This is a genomic window from Pandoraea soli (assembly GCF_902459595.1).
Lineage (GTDB): Bacteria > Pseudomonadota > Gammaproteobacteria > Burkholderiales > Burkholderiaceae > Pandoraea > Pandoraea cepalis.
Genome location: NZ_CABPSG010000007.1, coordinates 142,863 through 159,267, shown reverse-complemented (window position 1 = coordinate 159,267; position 16,405 = coordinate 142,863). Strand labels below are relative to the sequence as shown.

Here is a 16,405-nt window from a genome sequence, read left to right as displayed (position 1 = left end):
TCAAAGTTTTTCTTGTATCCCCCCTCCGGGCAACTCGCCGCAGAGGAAGAAGTGCGGGCAGCGCGGACAGCCGCGAGCCTCGGGCTTGGCGGGGAACTGGCCGGCCTGCATTGCCCGAAGGAAGGTCTGCAGCTTCTCGCGCCTGGATTCCAGCTTGCGCGACGTGATTTCCATCGGCTGGATGGTCTCGCTCGTGAGGTAGGTCACCTCGACCTGCGCATGTGGTCCATACGCCTGGACGGCGGCGAGTTGGAGAATTGTGTACTCGATATCATCGAAGGCGTTCGAGCGCTGCTTGCCCGTCATGACGCGCCGCACCGTGACCCGGCCACCGGCTCCGTGGGCTACACCATCCGGGCTTACGAGGATCTCGCCCTCGGCCCAACCCAGCGAGATCGGTGGCGCCGGCGCGGCCACGTCACGACTCCGGCTCTCGATGAGGAAATCGACAAGCCGCTTGCCGATGCGGCGGTAGTCTTCCGCATATCCATGCTCTGTCGCACCCTTGGAGCGCCAGGCCTCCTCGAAGCGTGCTGCCAACTCGTCGACCGTGGGGATTGTCGTCTCGTGCTCCCGCTTCAACCAATCGAACACGTCGCTCACGACATTGTGCATCTTCATGAATGCGGTTTCGGTTCGCCGACCGCCAAGCCTCAGCACATGGGTGTACAAGAAGCGGCGCGGGCACCGCTCGAAGAGGTTGACCTGGATGTCGGTCCATTGGGGGCGCCCTTGCCATGTGATCGCGAGCGGCATGCCCTTCGATGTCAAGGCGGCTTGCAACGGCACCGATACTGGACGAACAAGGAGCCGTTCGATTGGGGCGATGAACTTGGAGGGGCTACGTGCACGACCATCCGCCTGCCTGGCGTAGGCATACAGCTGAAGCCTGTCGCGCGCTCGCGAAAGCGCTACGAAGAACAAGCATTCTTCTTCCTCGTCGTGGCCGGCCTTCACCGCCTCGATGCCGGTCAGTCCCTCCGAACCATGGATCAGACCGTCCGGCGGAAGACAACGCGGCGGCACGTTGTTGCGCGGCAGGCCGGACGTTACCATGCCAGGCAAATGAACGACATCGAACTCCAGCCCCTTGCTTCCGTGGATGGTCATCAGGCGCACTGCGTCGATGTTCTCGGCACTGCGGGGCAACTGGCTCAATCCACGATCCTCAGAGAGCAGCACTAACCGCCTGACGCGATCAAGCAGGCGAAGCACTGGCATGCCGTGGCCTCTTGGCTGCCGGCGACAGAAGTTCAAGAACTGCCAGACAGCCAGACATTGCATGCGACTCTGCGGATCACCAGCCAAATGAAGCGTCTTCGCGAGTCCGAGACCATCGATCGTCCATCCAGCAAGTAAGAGCCAGGGGTCGGTCGATGCGTTCACACCTGCAAAGAGCGCGGACAGGCGAGAGAGCGCTTCTCGACTGCCGTCTGCCAGGCCGTCCACTTCAGCGTGCATTGCCAACCAATCCAGCGGAGCCGGACTCGTCGCCCGCAGCCGCTCGATGACCCGCATGACATCCTTCAAGGGCATTTGGTACCAAGCCATGGTTGCCACACGCACCATCGCGGCCGTCCGAGGGTCGGTCACCAGCGATAGCAACGCGAGTAGATCCTTAATTTCCGGCCTCTCGAACAAGCTGCCCAAGTGCAGCGCGGGAATGCCTCTGGCCTCAAGGCCTTCGGCAATGGCGTTCAGGCGCGCGTTGGACGCGCACAGCACCGCCTGGCCGCCGTAGGCAATGCCCTGTTCGTGCAGGGCCGTGATCGACGCAGCAAGCGCGGAGATTTCATCGTCGGCCGATCCGGCAACGCGAAGCTCAACCCGGGCTCCTGTAGAGCCACGTTCGGCCTGCAGGTTCAGTGGCAACGCACCAGCGGATGCTTGCATACCGCGCGCGAACGCGGTGAAAACATTGACGATCCGTTCGTCGGAGCGATAGTTGACGCCGAGCTGTGCGGCCTGCGCGCCGGGAAAATCGATCGCAAAGCGCGCGATGTTTGTCGCGGAGGCGCCGCGGAAGCGGTAGATGGACTGGCGTGCATCACCGACAACCCACAGATTGCGGCCGCCGTCGACGATGGCCTTCAGGAGCCGGACCGAGGCGCGGTTGACATCTTGGTATTCATCTACCAGCACATGCTCATGGCGAGCACGTAGTGCGTCCCTGACCTCGACGCTACCCTCGACAAGACGGACCGGCAGCGCTACCAAGTCACCGAAGTCCAGTAGATGGCGCGCGGTCAGCAGTCGTTCGTACGCATCGAAGAGCATGGCGACCTCCAGGCACTTCTGCGCGTGGACCGCGGCGTCCTGGTCGGCCCCCGCCTGGATCGCCATAGACTGCGCGAGGGCGCGATAACCCGCAGCATCGATGACTTCATCCTTGGCGCGTGAGATCGCGCTCAGCATGTCGCTCAAGTCCAGGACCGGGTCCCAGAGGTTGCGATAGTGCTTTAAGTCGAGCCGCGGAAACTCGTCCTCCAGGAGTTCAATGGCCTCCGTCCGGTCGATCAGACGCGGGTCTGCGGGCAGCCCGAGTCGGTCATGGAAACGGCGAACGATGTCCAGACCGAATGCGTGGAATGTGCCAATCCACATCGCTGCCGCCGCAACAGGGTTTCTCGCAGCAATCCTCTCGCACAGTTCATTGGCCGCCTTGTTAGAGAAGGTGAGTACCAGAATCGTGGTGGGATCGACGCCATCCGCAAGCAACCCTTCGATGCGGCGAACAAGCGTCCGCGTCTTGCCGGTACCCGGCCCTGCCTGCAACTGGAATGCCAAACCCCGATGTGCGGCCGCCTGAGCCTGCGTGTGGTCTGGGGTGAGCGGACCCGCCGCCGCGCCGACGCCCGCGGGGTGCAGTTCTCCGACGGGGGGCAGCAGCAGTGCATCCAGGAGCTGCTGCTGCACCACAGCCAGCGGTGCGCCGAAGCGCGTCGCGATCGCGTCGGATCCCAACCCGTCGTTGATATGCAAGTCGCGCAACACAGAGCGCGGCAGCAGAAACTCGCGCGCGAAGAGGTCCATCTTCACTTCACGTCGCTCGCGCGCCCCGTAGTCAAGGACACGATCGACGCCCACCGGCGCGTCTTCCAGCGATCGGTCGGGCTCGACATCCACCGTCACCACGTCAAGCGTGCCACCTTCCAGCACGACATGGCCGAGTTCGTGTGCTATCAAAAACGCGCGCTCGAAGTCCGATCCGCGATCCTCGTAGAGGATGCCTCCAGCCTGACAGTCGAACGTGGCTTTGCCTCCCTTAAGCTGTGGGTCTCCTTGTCGCAGCGCGTACACATCCAAGCCGCGATTTGAGGCTTCCTGAAGCGCAAACACCAAAGGCCGGGTCGGATCTCCGCCGGCCGCGACGTTCGCACGGTGCAGGCGTTCTGCTTCCAGTCGAGCGGCCTCGGTGGCGTCCATCGTTCAGTCCGACAATGCCTTCAGCGTCGCCTGCTGTTCCGGCGTGAGTTGTGAAGTCGCGACAGCCTGGTCGAACGTGATTTGCTCGCCCGCACTCGGCTTCACACTTGACCGAAAAGCGTGTCCGGAAACAATGCCCGGTGGACCCTGCAGGTATGCGCTCACAGCTTGAACGGTGGCACCCAGTTCAAACGCGAGCTTCTCGACGAATCGGGCAGGAATGGTGGCAGTACGGATGGCCCGATCGCGCACGCGCATCAGGAAGAGATTGCTGACGTCCAGGCTGCGTGCGAGCGACTTGAAGCTGCTCGTATTGAGCTTGGCGAACGGATTCACGACCTCCGTGTCAGGCTGCTGGGCAGCCCGTTCGAATCGTTGCCAAGCTTTGTCTACCGCGCTTTCAGCCACCTCGATCGCAAGAACATCTCCCTCCGGTGGTTCATGAAGCAGATCCATCGAGCAGTCGATCAGAGCGGTCGCATGCTGTGGATACTCCCTGATGTAGCGTTCAAGCGTTTCCCGGCCATGGTTAGGCTCCATCGAGAACGCCATCAGCACAGATTCCTCTTCTGCGGCGAAAGGCTTTGACGTACTCATGCTTCCTCCTGCAGAACAGACCTGAGGGTTTTGTAGGCACGGTCGCGGCGATTGCGCACGGTTCTCTCATCGCACTGGAGCATCTTCGAGATAGTCATGATGTTCGGGTCCTTCGAGTCGATCTGGAAGCCTTGCCGTAGCAAGCCAACGACCCGTCTCTGATCGTCTGGTAATGCGTCAATCGCAGCGCCCAGCTGCAACCGGAAAGCCGGGTCGTCAATTTTTTGAGGGTCGCCTCCGAGGAAGTCGGCCGCTGCTGCCTCTACCTCCGGTGAAATATCTTGCCCATCATCGTCATCAGTGGACAGCGGCACGGTAAGGACCGAGGCCGGACCAATCTGCCTCAGCACGGTTTTGCGGAACCGGGCGAATGCTAGGTCGAACCGCACTTCAAAGAAATCCAGCATAGCGAAGCGACCGTTGCAGTCCTTGGCGATTCGCTCGGCGAATCGGCTCATGACCTCTTCTCGGATGTCTTGCGCCCCGCCCATACGAGAGTCCGGGATCGATGCAAACAGAGACTGCCCGACCCGTTTCAGGAGCAGTCCGAAAAGCTGTTTGAACTCGTCCTTTGCGCCCGTCGTATGGGCGCGCCGCAGGAAATACGTCATTGCTTCCGACGGAACATAGCCGCTACTCTTCCTTGACGCGACGGCGAAAGCCTGCAAGCGTGCTGCGACATCGACTGATTCCAACCTTACCAGCCAGGCCTCGATCTCAGGTGGCCGCGCGAACGGCACCCCGTTTTTGTCCTTGCTCTTCAAAAGTTCCGGCATCGGTCTTCTCCTTGCCCGTCAGTCCGTGCTGTACATGCGTTTTCTCTTCCATCGTTACCGAACACGAATCGGCAAGGACACCTGCGGCTGGATCGGCACGAGTGTTTTGGCATAGGCACGCAAGATGTCGTTGTAGAGATCGGCATGCTTTGGGGCCTCGACCGAGAGGATCAGCGCATAGCGGATCTTTTCGGCGCCAGTGGTGGACCGGCCGCCGCCGTCGCGGGCGTTGTAGTGGATGTCGAACACGGGGTTCTTGAGGCTGGAGCCTCGGAAGGTCTTGGCTCCATGCAACACGGTCTCCCATTTACCCTGATCCGAGCGCCGCTCTTGCTCGGTGGCGAACTTCTTCAAGTCGAAGAAGCCCTTGGTATCCGCGTTGCTCTTGCCGTCCTTAATCTTCTCGTCGTTGGGCCGGAAGACGACTTCGAGGCCAGCTTTGGTGTAGGCCGCGGCATCCTGCGGATCGGTGGGTGAGGCGTAGCAGAATGTGGCCTTCAGGCGCACATTGCCCATTAGCCCGCCCTTCGGCAGCGGGAGGCTGGCACGCAGGTACTTGCTGGGCTTGAGCTCGCCCTGGTACACAACCCGGGCCACGCCGTCCGGGCAGGTGATGATGTCGAGCGTGTCCTCAGGGATCTTGCCCCACCCCACTTCGACCAGATCATGCTCGCCGGGATCGGCCGCGTGGACCAAGAGCGCCTTGATGGCGAGCGGCGTCAGGCCACCGCCCAAGATCGCGCGGATGCCGACCGCGCTGCGCAGCAGGTACGGCGCCGCAAAGCTGGTACCCAGCTGCGGTGTCAACACCGGCTTCACGTTCGGCGCCAACACGTGAAAGTATTTGGCTGCTGGGTTGCCACCAAACGCCATCAGGTCTGGCTTGATGACGCCAGGGCTTCGGCCCGGCCCGATCGCGCTGTAGGGGGCGCGTGCCCAGCCAGCATCTGTGTCGTCGGCCGCGCCGACCGCGAGCGCATTCACGCAATCCGATGGAACCTGCACGCGGTTGTAACCGAGCTCGCGGTCCCGTTCTCCGTTATTGCCAACAGCCACGGTCATGAGCGTGTCGCCGTCGCTGAGCAACTCGTCGATAACGGACGTCCAAGCATGGACCTCTTGGTCCTCCACTTCGAGATCTGGGCCCAGGCTCAGATTGATGAACTCGTAGGACCTCGATAACAGAACCTGCTCGATGAGACCGAGCGTGCGATACAACTCCAACGGATCTTCGCCGCCCGCCTCCTGGTCCAGCACGCGCAGATGGTCCACCGGGGCGAACGGCCTGCCAGCTGTACCATTGGGCTGGATCGGCCCGAACAGCACGGCCGAGGTCACGCCCAAGCCATGCTCCGGACCGTCCGGATCATCGTCGGCGTCTTCGTCGAGCTTGCGGTACGAGCGCAGCCAGGGGCCGATCGGATGGTGCTTGGGCAGGCCACCGTCCAGGATGGCGACACGAGGTTCGGATGAAAGGGCCTGTTCGGTGGGGAGGCTGCAACCTACTGAGGGCCCACCGCTTCGTTGCAAAGGACGGATACCACGCAGCTTAGGCACGGGACGGATCACCCGCACAAAAGCGAAGGTGGCCAGCCTCTCAATGTCACGCGGTTTGCCTTCGACCGGTACGAACCACAGATTGCCGGCGACGAAATCGACCTCGCTGTGAACCTTCACGTCCCCTCGTTTGGCGAACTTCATGAAGGCCTTCTGAATCAGCCCGGGGTCTTCGTCCGGCAACAGATGCAGGCCGACCTCGAAAAAACGATCCTTCGGGCGGCCGAAACCCACGATCCGCTCTGCTGGCGCAAAGACGGCGAACTGTTCGGTGTGAGCCAGATCTTCGCCCTCGTCGGATTCCGCCTCAATGGTTTCCGTCCATCGGGAGAGGTTGCGGAAAGCCTGGCGCTTGCCGGCGACGAACAGCTCTGTGGTCGTGGTTTCATGCGGCGGCCCCTTGCGGGTCCAGGCCTGCGGCTTGACCTTGACGGTACGGCTCCCGATGGACTCCAGGCCCGTGCTACGCAACAGGCCCGTTGGGAAGTAGGAACGAGCGATGAAGCTGGGGTTCATCATCAGCCGGGCTACCGCGAAGTCGCCCGGGCAAGCGTCAGCAGGTAGTTCGTCCAGCGCCTTGCTGGCACTGCGGAACTGAGGAGCCATTCGCTCCCGCGCCTGCGCGAATGTGTAGACCTCAACATTGCCTGGCATGCGCTTCGGGCCGACGATGTCATGGGTCAACAGCTCGCCACGACCGATCAGGAAATTGGTTTGGCTCATGCGTCAACCTTTCTCCGTGGTGCGGCCTTTCGTACCGCAGACGTCTCATTGGTGTACTTTCGGATCGTGTCCCGGCTCACCCCGGTGATGTCGGAAACGGTGTGCTGGGACAGGCGGGTCTGCTTGGCCAGCATCACTGCCAGGTCGATGCGGCCCTGCCTATCGAGCGCCAAAGCACGCGCCTTCATGAAGTCTTCGACCAGATCAGCGTCGGTGGTCACGCCCAGCGCCACGGCACGCCGGAAGCGCTGGACGTCGCGCTCGATGTCGCTGAACGAATGGCCTGCGAATGCAAATACCAGGATATCGATCCAACGGGCAAAAAGAGCATAGTCCGGCCCCAGGAAGCGCTTGATGGCTTCCTTGACCGCCTGTTCATCGGGCATCTTGAACTGGACCACCAGGTCGAAGCGTCGCCACAGCGCCGGATCGATCAGTTCCGGGTGGTTGGTGGCCGCCAGCAATACGCTGCTAGCAGGCCATTCGTCGACTTCTTGCAGGATCACCGTGACCAGGCGCTTGAGTTCGCCTACGTCACTGTCATCGCTGCGTCGCTTGGCGATGGCGTCGATTTCGTCCAGCAGCAGCACGCAAGGCTCGCGCTTGGCGAAGTCGATGGCCGCCCGCAGGTTGGTGCCGCTCTTGCCCAGCAGACTGCTCATCACGGCTGTCAGGTCGAGCACGTACAGCGGCACCTTCAATTGCGCGGCCAGCCAGTTGGCCGTGAGTGTCTTGCCGACCCCGGGCGGCCCCACAAAGATGGCCGAGCGGGTCGGCGTCAGCCCCATGGCCTGAAGTCGATCGCTCTGCCGGCGCTCGGCGATGAGTTGCCCCAGTGAATCCTCGACATCGCTAGACAGCAGTGGCGCATCTCTCGTCGTCTCGTCCTTAAATACCTTCAGGAGGGAGAGACGGGATTCGTCGTCAACCGGCAACGCATAGGCCGTCGGCGGCTGAGACGACAGCTTGCGCATTGGAGAAACACTGCGTGCCGGCTTCGACTTCAGGAACAGTTCGAGTTGCTCAGCCAAGTCGGGCGCCGTCCCTCGGTACTTGCGGACCAGCCGCGCCGTGAACAGGCGCACATCCTCACTCTGCTCGGCCAGAGCCAGACGGACCATCTGGGCTAAATCTGAATGCTCTTCTTTCATTTCGCCCAAAAGATTACTAACTCATTGATATACATTGAAAAATAAAAATTCCACAATGGACTAAATTAATTATCTCATAAATTTCGGTCAAATTGTAAGAGCGGCTGCGGCAGTAGCGGTCACAGCTTGGTCGTCGACCGGCGGGTTTGCCGTCGAGCGTGATCTGCAATTCCGCGCTGAGAAACACCTGAGCGCCTATGCTCGCGAGGCGCGATTGGTCGGGCGGGGTGTCGTATGAACGGCCATCAGGGCTTGAGAAAATCCGGCAGGCAGTCTGCGAACGCCGGCTGGGCCTTGCTCATCGGCCTTGCGATGGCTTCATCGCCGGCGAGGATGGCCATCGTCATGGCGGTCATGGTGCTCAGACCGTTCGAGTTACGCAGCAACTGCAGGGCCAGATGCGCGGGGGAGCCATCGGAATTGCGTCGCAGGGGATGTCGTGCTTCGCATCGAGCCGCCTTCCGCGTCTCGCCCCTGACGGGCTTCCATCGCACCCTCGCTCCGCTCGGCTGACGCCTACGGCCCGGCTTCCAGCTTCGGGCCTGCCCGCCTCGCTTGCGTGCGGTTTGCGCATCGCGGCGGTCGTTGCCATGTCCAGCCGCCCCCCCCCCGACTCCATCACCTTGCTCGCGGCTGTAGCCCGCGGCCGCGGGCTCCTGACCGTCGCGGGCGATGAACTCAAGAAAGACGGTGGCAACTGGGCCAACCGGGCTCTTCGTGCCAACCGCACCGAACAGTCACAAAGGCTGGGCTCCGAACCTAGGAATCCGGTGTGCGGTTTGAACAGCAAACCCTTTTCGTCAAGAGAAAGGCCATGCTTGCATCCCGTTTTGCTTGCCGTTCCCCGGTACTGCGTAGCAACTCCCCGCTGTCCGAAGACCAGATTCACCGCGTGGCCCCGTCCACACTCGACAACCTGGTGAGCACCGATCCGGCCGGGCATGCCGGGCTGGAACGGGCATTGGGATCGCATCTTTGCCGTTGCGGCGCTGACCACGCTGCCGGGCATCGGTGCCGAGCTGGCCGCGCCGGAGAACCGCCAGGGCGGCGATCGCGTCATCATCGCCGGGCGCGACAGCTCGCAGGACACGGTGAATCAGGTCGGCCAGGAAGTGACTCGGCGTAACCTCAGCATCCAGCCCACTTTGACCGAACGGCGGGGTCTGCCGGTACGGATCACCGTGAACCGCGACTTGGTGCTGCGTCCGTACCAGCCGCTCTTTTTCAACAAGGGGACTTCGCGATGAACACGACCAAAAAATTGCGGCTTGCCCCCTCTGCTTCGGCAAGAAGTCACAAAGTTGACCTTCTCTTGCCCGGCCAACCTGAAAGCCGACCTCGACCGCTACGCCGCGCCGCACGCGCAGGCGTACGCAAGGCGTCCGAAGATAAGAAAACCAAGCATCACGGTCAAACCGATCAAGTTGCCGCAGCGATACGCCGGGGACATGTAACGACGGAGGGCAGTCAATTCGCATGTTCTTGCTCGCACAATAAATGCAGATGACGATGCGAAGACTCGATCACGCGCGCGTCGCATTTGGTCTGATCGGCACGCGCCGGCAGAACGGGTACTCAGGTCATTGTTCATGTATTCGGCATGAGGCTGCAAACTCCGGGCCGATCCCGCCAGTCGTGAATCCAGATTTTTTCGACCACATATCACCTCCTTGAGTCAGCCAACGTGTGCGGGCTCCCTTCGCGCGATCCCGCGCAAGGCTGTCTATGGAGGATGTGTGACCCTGAACTTTCTCTACCCGACACTGTTTATCTGTGTCGCGATGATGTGCTTTGCCACCTGGTTTGTTGCTGCACGCGTGCGCAAACACTACCGCCCCCTTCAAGTCGAACTGACGGCGCAAACACCCGACGCCGAAGTCATAGACGATGAGATCCCGGGGGGCGACCCGGGCTATTACACGTATTCGGCAAGTCACAAGGAGTGGAGTGACAGCGGCAGTGATGCCGAAGCCTCTACGTTTCAGGAAGCCCCCGAACCTCCTTCGCCCCCAAACCATCGGTTATGCCCTCGGTGCGGATCCGACCACGTTGAAAAGCGTAATCAGGCACGTAAGGCAGGCAGCACCATTGGTGCGGTGGCTGGCGCCACGAGTGGTGTCGCCATGACACTATCGGGTGCCGAAGTCGGCGCAACGGTGGGACTGATCGCGGGTCCCATCGGCTCCGTGTTCGGTGGCTTAGCCGGGGCAATCCTCGCCGGACTTGCTGCTAGTGCTGCCGGCTGTGCTGCGGGAGCTGCCATGGGCGAAGTCATCGACGAGAACGTTCTCGACAATCATCGTTGTGTGGCGTGCGGACATACGTTCAACGCTTCGGTTTGACGGGGTGACGATGATCCAACCGTCTCCGCTCGAATATCTCATCGCGTTCGCCATCGCCTTCCTTGCCTGAGCACTCTGGTCCGCGCTTCTCTGTCGCCTCCCGCGGCGTACCACCGGCATTGAGAGGGTCTGCTCGGCGAGCTAATGCTCGTGCTTGCTGTTCTGATCGCAGTTCTTGTCCGTGCGCCCGCTCCGGCGCTCGTCTCCCGCTTTTCTTATCCGACATAACGCCCGGCATGTGCCGGGCCATATGCCGTTATCCGCCTTTGTCTATCCCTAATAGGAGAAATCCATGCATCTCGTTAAATCCATGGCCTATGTCGGCGCCACACCGTGGCACGGTCTGGGCAACCGCCTCGCCCCGAAACAATCACTCGACGTCTGGGCCAAAGCCGCTGGCATGGACTGGCGTATCGAAGAAGCCGACGTGCGCTTTGTTGCTGCTGGCAACGGCGATCTCGGCTCGATCCATGCGTTCCCGGACCAGAAAGTCCTCTACCGCTCCGACACCAAGGCACCGCTGTCCGTGGTTTCCGCTCGCTATCAGGTCGTGCAACCGGCTGACATCCTGGATTTCTACAAGGATCTGACGGAAGTCGGTGGGTTCGAGCTCGAAACCGCAGGTGTTCTCAAGGAAGGACGCAAGCTCTGGGCGCTCGCCCGTACCGACCAGAGTGGCACCCTCAAAGGACGCGACGAAATCAACGGCTATTTGCTGCTCGCCACAGCCTGTGACGGCACGCTCGCCACCACCGCGCAGTTCACGTCGGTACGCGTCGTGTGTAATAACACGCTGGCGATTGCACTCGATAACAACGTCGGTGCCGTCAAAGTCCCGCACCGCTCACAGTTCGACGCACAGGCAGTCAAGCGTCAACTCGGTATTGCGGTGTCGTCGTGGGATGCCTTTATGGTGCGCACCAAAGCGCTGGCAGAACGCAAAATCTCCGACGCTACCGCAGAGGCGTTTTTCCGACGCGTGCTGACTTACTCAACGACCAATGCGACAGATCGAGACGCTATTGCCGTCAACGAGCGTGCCGTCAAGGCTGTCGGCCAGTTGTATGCCGGTCGCGGCCAGGGGGCGACGCTGGCCTCAGCGGCAGGTACCGCATGGGGCTTGGTTAATGCGATCACTGAGCACGTTGACCACCATCGTCGTGCGCGCAGCGATGACCACCGACGCGATGCCGCCTGGTTTGGTGCTGGCGCGGCCCTCAAACAGAAGGCTTGGGACGAGGCAATGAAGCTGGTTGCCTGAATACTTCATCAATACGACATAAGGCCCGGCCGGGAGCTATCCCGCCGGGTCTTCTTATTTTGGAGGTCTATATGTCACATCCAGAACCGGCGCAGCGAACCCCACACCGCCTGGCCTTGCGCCTGATCGAGACTGCCGATCTGTCTCGCGAGGACTGGCTGTCCGTAAGAAAAACGGGCATCGGTGGCTCCGATGCCGCAGCCGCCGTGGGCTTGAGTCCCTACATGAGCCGGCTGGAACTGTGGATGATCAAAACCGGACGTGATGCCGATCTACCTAAACCCGATCCCGACGACACGACGGATCCCGTGTATTGGGGGACATTGCTTGAGCCGGTCGTCGCTGCGGCCTACACCAAGCAGACCGGACGCCGGGTGCGGCGAATCAATGCCGTACTCCGACACCCCAACATTCCCTGGATGCTCGCCAATATCGACCGAGAGGTCATCGGTGCTGCTGATGTGTCCATTCTGGAATGTAAGACGGCAGGAGAATTTGGTGCACGGCTTTGGCGCGAGGGCGTCCCGGAATACGTGCAGATCCAGGTTCAGCACCAACTCGCGGTTACCGGCAAGCATGCCGCCGACGTGGCCGTGCTGTTGTGCGGCCAGACGCTCGAAGTTCACCGAATTGTCCGGGACGACGCGTTGATTGCCCAACTGATCGAACTCGAAGCGGCGTTCTGGCATTACGTCGACACCGATACCCCACCGCCCGCTGACGGGTCGGAATCGGCCGATCGTGCATTGCGCTGCCTCTATCCGGGCACCGGCGGCATGATCGATTTCACCGAAGACCGAGCGCTGTCCGCGGCGTTTGCCGATCTTGTCTCGGTACGTACTGAGATCGAGTCTCGTCAGGCGGTGGAAGCGCAGTTGAAACAGACGCTCGCGCAAGCGATGGGCGAAGCGGACCGGGCGCAGTTTGAGACCGGATCCGTTTCCTACAAACGCAGCAAGGACAGCACTGGCGTCGACCTCAAGCGGTTGCTGGCCGACCACCCCACATTGACGACCGAGTACGCCATCACGAAACCCGGTTCCCGCCGGTTTCTCGTGCAGGTCTAGATCGTCATTACCTCCATCGTCACATCCATAGGGAGCCCCTCATGCTCAAAGGTCTTGCTATTACACCGCCCGTCATCGGGCGAATTTCCATTGGCCGTGTTGTCGAAAGGAACGGGAAACGCCTTCCCGAGAAGGACGACCAGTTCACCTTGACCACCCAGATCCAGCAACGCGACGGCTGGATGCTCCACCCCCTGAACGAATCCTTGCGTAAAGCCAATACCGGCAAGCTACGCGCAATTCCCGTTCGGCTACTGTTCAACGATCCGGACCTAAACCTGCGCGCTGAGTACTCGTGCTTCGACCGCGAGTCGGGCCGGCCAGTGTGCGTCGGTAACGGCGAGACCTGTCGCCGTGCCGGTGAAGCAGGTGTCACCGAGTTACCCTGCCCGTCTCCTGACGGATGCGCTTTCGGACAAGGAGGCGCATGTAAGCCGTATGGGCGACTCAATGTCCTTATTGGCGACGAGGACGAGATGGGTTCGTTCATTTTCCGGACCACCTCATACAACTCGATTCGCACACTTGCCGCGCGTCTGCATTACTTCAACGCCGTGTCAGGCAACCGGCTCGCATGTCTGCCGTTGGAATTGAAGCTGCGCGGCAAGTCGACCACGCAAAGCTACCGCTCGGCCATCTATTACGTGGACATCGACGTGCGTAGTGGCAGTACGCTGGAACAAGCCATCACCGTAGCGACCGAACTGGATACACGACGAAAGGCGGTTGGCTTCGATCAGACGGCACTTGATGTTGCGGCGCGTACCGGATTCCAGAACGGCGCGTTCGAGGAAAGCGCCGAAGACCGGGCTGCTGTTGCGGAAGAGTTCTATCCCCCGGCGGCGTCCGACAGCGAGCCAACTGGCAAGGACGACGCTCCGGATTCTCCTGCATCGTCCAGTCTCAAGGACCGCTTGAATCAGCGAGCCACACGGCTGGCCACCCACCGCGAAGGTCGAGCAGCATGATCCGGGATCGCCCGGCGGATCGTCTTGCGTTATGGCTGGCCGTCGCAGCAACGGCCACCGCCATTGACATTTCGGTCATCGCTGGAGAGCAGCGAGGTGGCACACTCGCCGAACGATTCGTGTGGGTCACGCTGGGCTTGGTGTTTGTGGCAGGCGCACATCTGCTACCCGCGCTGCTGCGAGAGGTTCATGGTGGTGTCCGACTATCGGGCTACGCGCTGTGGGCCGCATGCATGCTTGCTGCCATCAACAGTCACGCCTACTTTTTCCTGTTCGCTCAGCAGCACGCCTCAGAGCGCCGTGCCGACGCAACGCCTATCGCCCTGCTCGCACCGGCCAAACGCAGTCTTACCGTCGTTATGCAAGAAAGGGCGGAAGTCTCGGCGCGACTCGCGACGGCTAAAGTGCAATCGTGTTCCGGCAAATGCACCGGGCTGGAGGCACGACGCATTACGCTTGCCGCCAAGCTCGAGGCGTTGAACGCGGAGGCCAGCGACATTCGTCGCGCACAGGACTTCGACGACCGAGCGATGACCCAGCACGACACGTTGGTGACCGATCCCGTGACCGCACGACTCGCCGCGTTACTCGGCACGACGGGAGCGCGCGTCGATCTGCTGACCGGGCTGGCATTTGCGTCAGTCCTGGAAGGCGTCGCGTGCCTGCTCTGGACCGTCGCGCTTCATCCCCGGTGCCCGCCGCCCGGCGCGGCAGTCGTGCCCATAGTCGCGTCCTCAGTCATGGAAAGTCACGAACGCGCCGACGGTGACTGTGACGGCCACGCGATGCCAGACCAGCCCGGCACGCCGTTGTCGATACCGGCAAAGACGCCTGAGGCCATCGATCACGACACGACGCAACTCGTTCGGGACATTGCTGCCGGACGACTACGCCCCACCGTCGCTGACATTCGCCGTCATCTCGGTTGCTCCCAAGCTCGTGCTACCACCCTGCGCCGACAACTGGCCGAAATGTCCCGAGTCGCCGAACGCAATGTCTCGGCATAGAACCCAGGGGCTTCCCCAGGCGACTATTCCCTCTCACTTCCCTTACCTTTATCCCCAGTCATGACACATGGACACCACCGATCTCGTCAAAAGCATCAGCATCGCCAGCCTCACCAATCAGCGCACCGCCATCGTCGAGCGGATCCATGCCGCCCTCGACCTGCTCGGCGAAGCTCAACAGATCGCCACCGCAGCGCAACTCCGATTTCCCCGACTTGTGCTCGACGAAAGCTACGGCTGCCGTGGTCGCCCCTGCGTGACGGGAGACTACGCCAAGCGTGATGAAGCACAAACCGCCATGGTGCGCCTTATCGACGCTCACGGCTGGAACTACTTGCTGTCGGAATCCGGCATGCGCACGTTTATGGATGCCAAAGCGCGCGAGCAGTGGAACCAGCAGATCGCCGAAGGTGACGTGCCGGAGCTCACTGCCGCCAACATTGAGGCCACATTCGCGCAGCTCTACGGCGCTCGCGGAGAGATGTTTGAGCGTGGCGTGTTCCAGTGCTTTCGCAGACTGTCGTGGGACTACAAATCGAATATGCCGTTCAAGTTCGGCAAGCGCATCATCGTGCGCTCTCTCCTTTCGCAAGGTTGCTCGAATTATCACGCCACCAACGAACTGGACGATCTAACGCGAGTGTTCAGCGTGCTCGATGGCGAGCCCGAGCCGGATCATCGGCATGGCATATCGTCGCTCATTTCGCACGCTCAGCGTCTACGCAAGACAGAGGCCGAGAACGTCTATTTCCAGTTGCGTTGGTTCAAGAATGGAAATGGTCATTTGACGTTTCTGCGCACCGATCTCGTCGACGAAATGAACAAGATCCTCGCCAAGCACTATCCCAACGCGCTCGCCTGCGAAGCGCGCTAGCGTTGCCTACGGACTGCGACTCTGTACAACCGACAGAAGACAAACATCGTCGCGCACTACGGCTTATCAATGCCAACGCGACCGACCTGCAGCGTGCAGGCAAGAACTTTTCCTAAGGAACAACCATGAATTCCAAAAAGATTGAAGAGGGTATCTTCGAGGTGAACGTTGGCCCGATCAAGCGCAATGCTGAGTGCACCGGCATATCGAACCTTGGCGAACGATTCCCCGCTGCATTGGAGAAGTTCAATGCCCGCGCAGAGAGGGGCGGGGTGCGCGCAGAGCTCGGCCATCCGACAGAGAGCGTTCATTCGCCTGAGCTCACGGAGAAGCGCGCAATGGCGATCGACGAGCAATACGTCTGCGCATCCATCTCCAGCGCACAAATCCGGGACGATGAATTGTTCCTGCGGGGGCATCCCGAAGGACCGTACGGCGATCTCCTCGCCGAGGCGATGGACAACCCGGGCGGCCCGGCTTTCTTCGGCATGCGTGCGTTCTGGTCAGGTGATCTGAACGACATGCGACTGAACATCGTCACGTGGGACGTAGTCTCAGGCAAGCCATGAAGCCGATCGCCCGCCCTTAAATGACGCCGCACTCGATCTGTTCGGTGAACCCTAACAGATTGCCTTCGCCACACGTCTCCGATTTTC

The 16,405-nt window shown here is 61.2% G+C and carries 13 protein-coding genes and 3 pseudogenes; 10 read left to right on the top strand and 6 right to left on the bottom strand.

What is annotated here, in order from left to right; all coding sequences use genetic code 11:
* From PSO31014_RS14335 to PSO31014_RS14315, 5 genes are read right to left on the bottom strand one after another with little or no spacing between them, the layout of a single operon-like run.
* Positions 1 to 3,426, bottom strand: a complete 3,426-nt coding sequence (locus tag PSO31014_RS14335; protein WP_150552207.1) for a UvrD-helicase domain-containing protein — start codon at positions 3,424 to 3,426, stop codon at positions 1 to 3.
* A gap of 3 nt (positions 3,427 to 3,429) precedes the next feature.
* A complete protein-coding gene (locus PSO31014_RS14330; RefSeq protein ID WP_150552206.1) occupies positions 3,430 to 4,023 on the bottom strand; it encodes a hypothetical protein in 594 nt (197 codons plus the stop codon).
* Positions 4,020 to 4,799 carry an RNA polymerase sigma factor gene (locus PSO31014_RS14325; protein ID WP_150552205.1) on the bottom strand — a complete coding sequence of 260 codons (780 nt, stop codon included), beginning with the start codon at positions 4,797 to 4,799 and terminating at the stop codon, positions 4,020 to 4,022. The genes PSO31014_RS14330 and PSO31014_RS14325 overlap by 4 nt, the downstream gene beginning before the upstream one ends.
* A 54-nt stretch (positions 4,800 to 4,853) precedes the next feature.
* Positions 4,854 to 7,079, bottom strand: a complete 2,226-nt coding sequence (locus PSO31014_RS14320) for a S8 family peptidase (RefSeq protein ID WP_150552204.1) — start codon at positions 7,077 to 7,079, stop codon at positions 4,854 to 4,856.
* Positions 7,076 to 8,230, bottom strand: coding sequence for an AAA family ATPase (locus PSO31014_RS14315; protein ID WP_246176640.1), 1,155 nt, complete (start codon positions 8,228 to 8,230; stop codon positions 7,076 to 7,078). The genes PSO31014_RS14320 and PSO31014_RS14315 overlap by 4 nt, the downstream gene beginning before the upstream one ends.
* A 142-nt stretch (positions 8,231 to 8,372) precedes the next feature.
* On the opposite strand from PSO31014_RS14315, the pseudogene PSO31014_RS14310 reads away from it, so the two are divergent.
* A pseudogene (locus PSO31014_RS14310) lies at positions 8,373 to 8,468 on the top strand (DUF2958 domain-containing protein); the annotation flags it as partial.
* 7 nt (positions 8,469 to 8,475) lie between these two features.
* Here the strand turns inward: PSO31014_RS14310 and PSO31014_RS22950 are convergent.
* Positions 8,476 to 8,724 (bottom strand): DUF6988 family protein, encoded by a 249-nt coding sequence (locus PSO31014_RS22950; RefSeq protein WP_425494878.1) that lies wholly within the window; start codon positions 8,722 to 8,724, stop codon positions 8,476 to 8,478.
* Between the two features lie 410 nt (positions 8,725 to 9,134).
* On the opposite strand from PSO31014_RS22950, the pseudogene PSO31014_RS14300 reads away from it, so the two are divergent.
* The 9 genes and pseudogenes from PSO31014_RS14300 to PSO31014_RS14260 all read left to right on the top strand — a co-directional run.
* Positions 9,135 to 9,477 (top strand): annotated as a pseudogene (locus PSO31014_RS14300) (TrbI/VirB10 family protein); the annotation flags it as partial.
* Positions 9,474 to 9,684, top strand: a pseudogene (locus PSO31014_RS22945) (DUF2274 domain-containing protein). The pseudogenes PSO31014_RS14300 and PSO31014_RS22945, both read left to right, overlap by 4 nt.
* A 282-nt stretch (positions 9,685 to 9,966) precedes the next feature.
* Positions 9,967 to 10,572, top strand: a complete 606-nt coding sequence (locus tag PSO31014_RS22690) for a hypothetical protein (RefSeq protein ID WP_246176639.1) — start codon at positions 9,967 to 9,969, stop codon at positions 10,570 to 10,572.
* Between the two features lie 292 nt (positions 10,573 to 10,864).
* Entirely contained in the window at positions 10,865 to 11,833 is a 969-nt protein-coding gene (locus tag PSO31014_RS14285) for a DUF932 domain-containing protein (RefSeq protein WP_150552203.1), read from the top strand.
* A 71-nt stretch (positions 11,834 to 11,904) separates the two neighbouring features.
* Positions 11,905 to 12,900, top strand: a complete 996-nt coding sequence (locus PSO31014_RS14280) for a YqaJ viral recombinase family nuclease (RefSeq protein ID WP_150552298.1) — start codon at positions 11,905 to 11,907, stop codon at positions 12,898 to 12,900.
* Positions 12,901 to 12,941: 41 nt separating this feature from the next.
* Complete coding sequence (locus PSO31014_RS14275) at positions 12,942 to 13,868, top strand: recombination directionality factor (protein ID WP_150552202.1); 927 nt, start codon at positions 12,942 to 12,944, stop codon at positions 13,866 to 13,868.
* The gene (locus PSO31014_RS14270) at positions 13,865 to 14,875 is read left to right on the top strand and encodes a hypothetical protein (protein ID WP_150552201.1); all 1,011 of its coding nucleotides are present in this window, start codon (positions 13,865 to 13,867) and stop codon (positions 14,873 to 14,875) included. The genes PSO31014_RS14275 and PSO31014_RS14270 overlap by 4 nt, the downstream gene beginning before the upstream one ends.
* 67 nt (positions 14,876 to 14,942) lie before the next feature.
* Positions 14,943 to 15,749, top strand: a complete 807-nt coding sequence (locus tag PSO31014_RS14265; protein WP_150552200.1) for a DUF4942 domain-containing protein — start codon at positions 14,943 to 14,945, stop codon at positions 15,747 to 15,749.
* A gap of 125 nt (positions 15,750 to 15,874) precedes the next feature.
* Positions 15,875 to 16,318, top strand: a complete 444-nt coding sequence (locus tag PSO31014_RS14260) for a S80 family phage morphogenetic serine protease (protein WP_150552199.1) — start codon at positions 15,875 to 15,877, stop codon at positions 16,316 to 16,318.
* The last annotated feature ends 87 nt before the right edge of the window (positions 16,319 to 16,405 follow it).

What these genes read in the sequence shown, in the direction of transcription:
- PSO31014_RS14335 (WP_150552207.1), bottom strand. Translation starts at nt 3,426, where the DNA reads ATGGACGCCACCGAGGCCGCTCGACTGGAAGCAGAACGCCTGCACCGT.
- PSO31014_RS14330 (WP_150552206.1), bottom strand. Translation starts at nt 4,023, where the DNA reads ATGAGTACGTCAAAGCCTTTCGCCGCAGAAGAGGAATCTGTGCTGATG.
- PSO31014_RS14325 (WP_150552205.1), bottom strand. Translation starts at nt 4,799, where the DNA reads ATGCCGGAACTTTTGAAGAGCAAGGACAAAAACGGGGTGCCGTTCGCG.
- PSO31014_RS14320 (WP_150552204.1), bottom strand. Translation starts at nt 7,079, where the DNA reads ATGAGCCAAACCAATTTCCTGATCGGTCGTGGCGAGCTGTTGACCCAT.
- PSO31014_RS14315 (WP_246176640.1), bottom strand. Translation starts at nt 8,230, where the DNA reads ATGAAAGAAGAGCATTCAGATTTAGCCCAGATGGTCCGTCTGGCTCTG.
- PSO31014_RS14285 (WP_150552203.1), top strand. Translation starts at nt 10,865, where the DNA reads ATGCATCTCGTTAAATCCATGGCCTATGTCGGCGCCACACCGTGGCAC.
- PSO31014_RS14280 (WP_150552298.1), top strand. Translation starts at nt 11,905, where the DNA reads ATGTCACATCCAGAACCGGCGCAGCGAACCCCACACCGCCTGGCCTTG.
- PSO31014_RS14275 (WP_150552202.1), top strand. Translation starts at nt 12,942, where the DNA reads ATGCTCAAAGGTCTTGCTATTACACCGCCCGTCATCGGGCGAATTTCC.
- PSO31014_RS14270 (WP_150552201.1), top strand. Translation starts at nt 13,865, where the DNA reads ATGATCCGGGATCGCCCGGCGGATCGTCTTGCGTTATGGCTGGCCGTC.
- PSO31014_RS14265 (WP_150552200.1), top strand. Translation starts at nt 14,943, where the DNA reads ATGGACACCACCGATCTCGTCAAAAGCATCAGCATCGCCAGCCTCACC.
- PSO31014_RS14260 (WP_150552199.1), top strand. Translation starts at nt 15,875, where the DNA reads ATGAATTCCAAAAAGATTGAAGAGGGTATCTTCGAGGTGAACGTTGGC.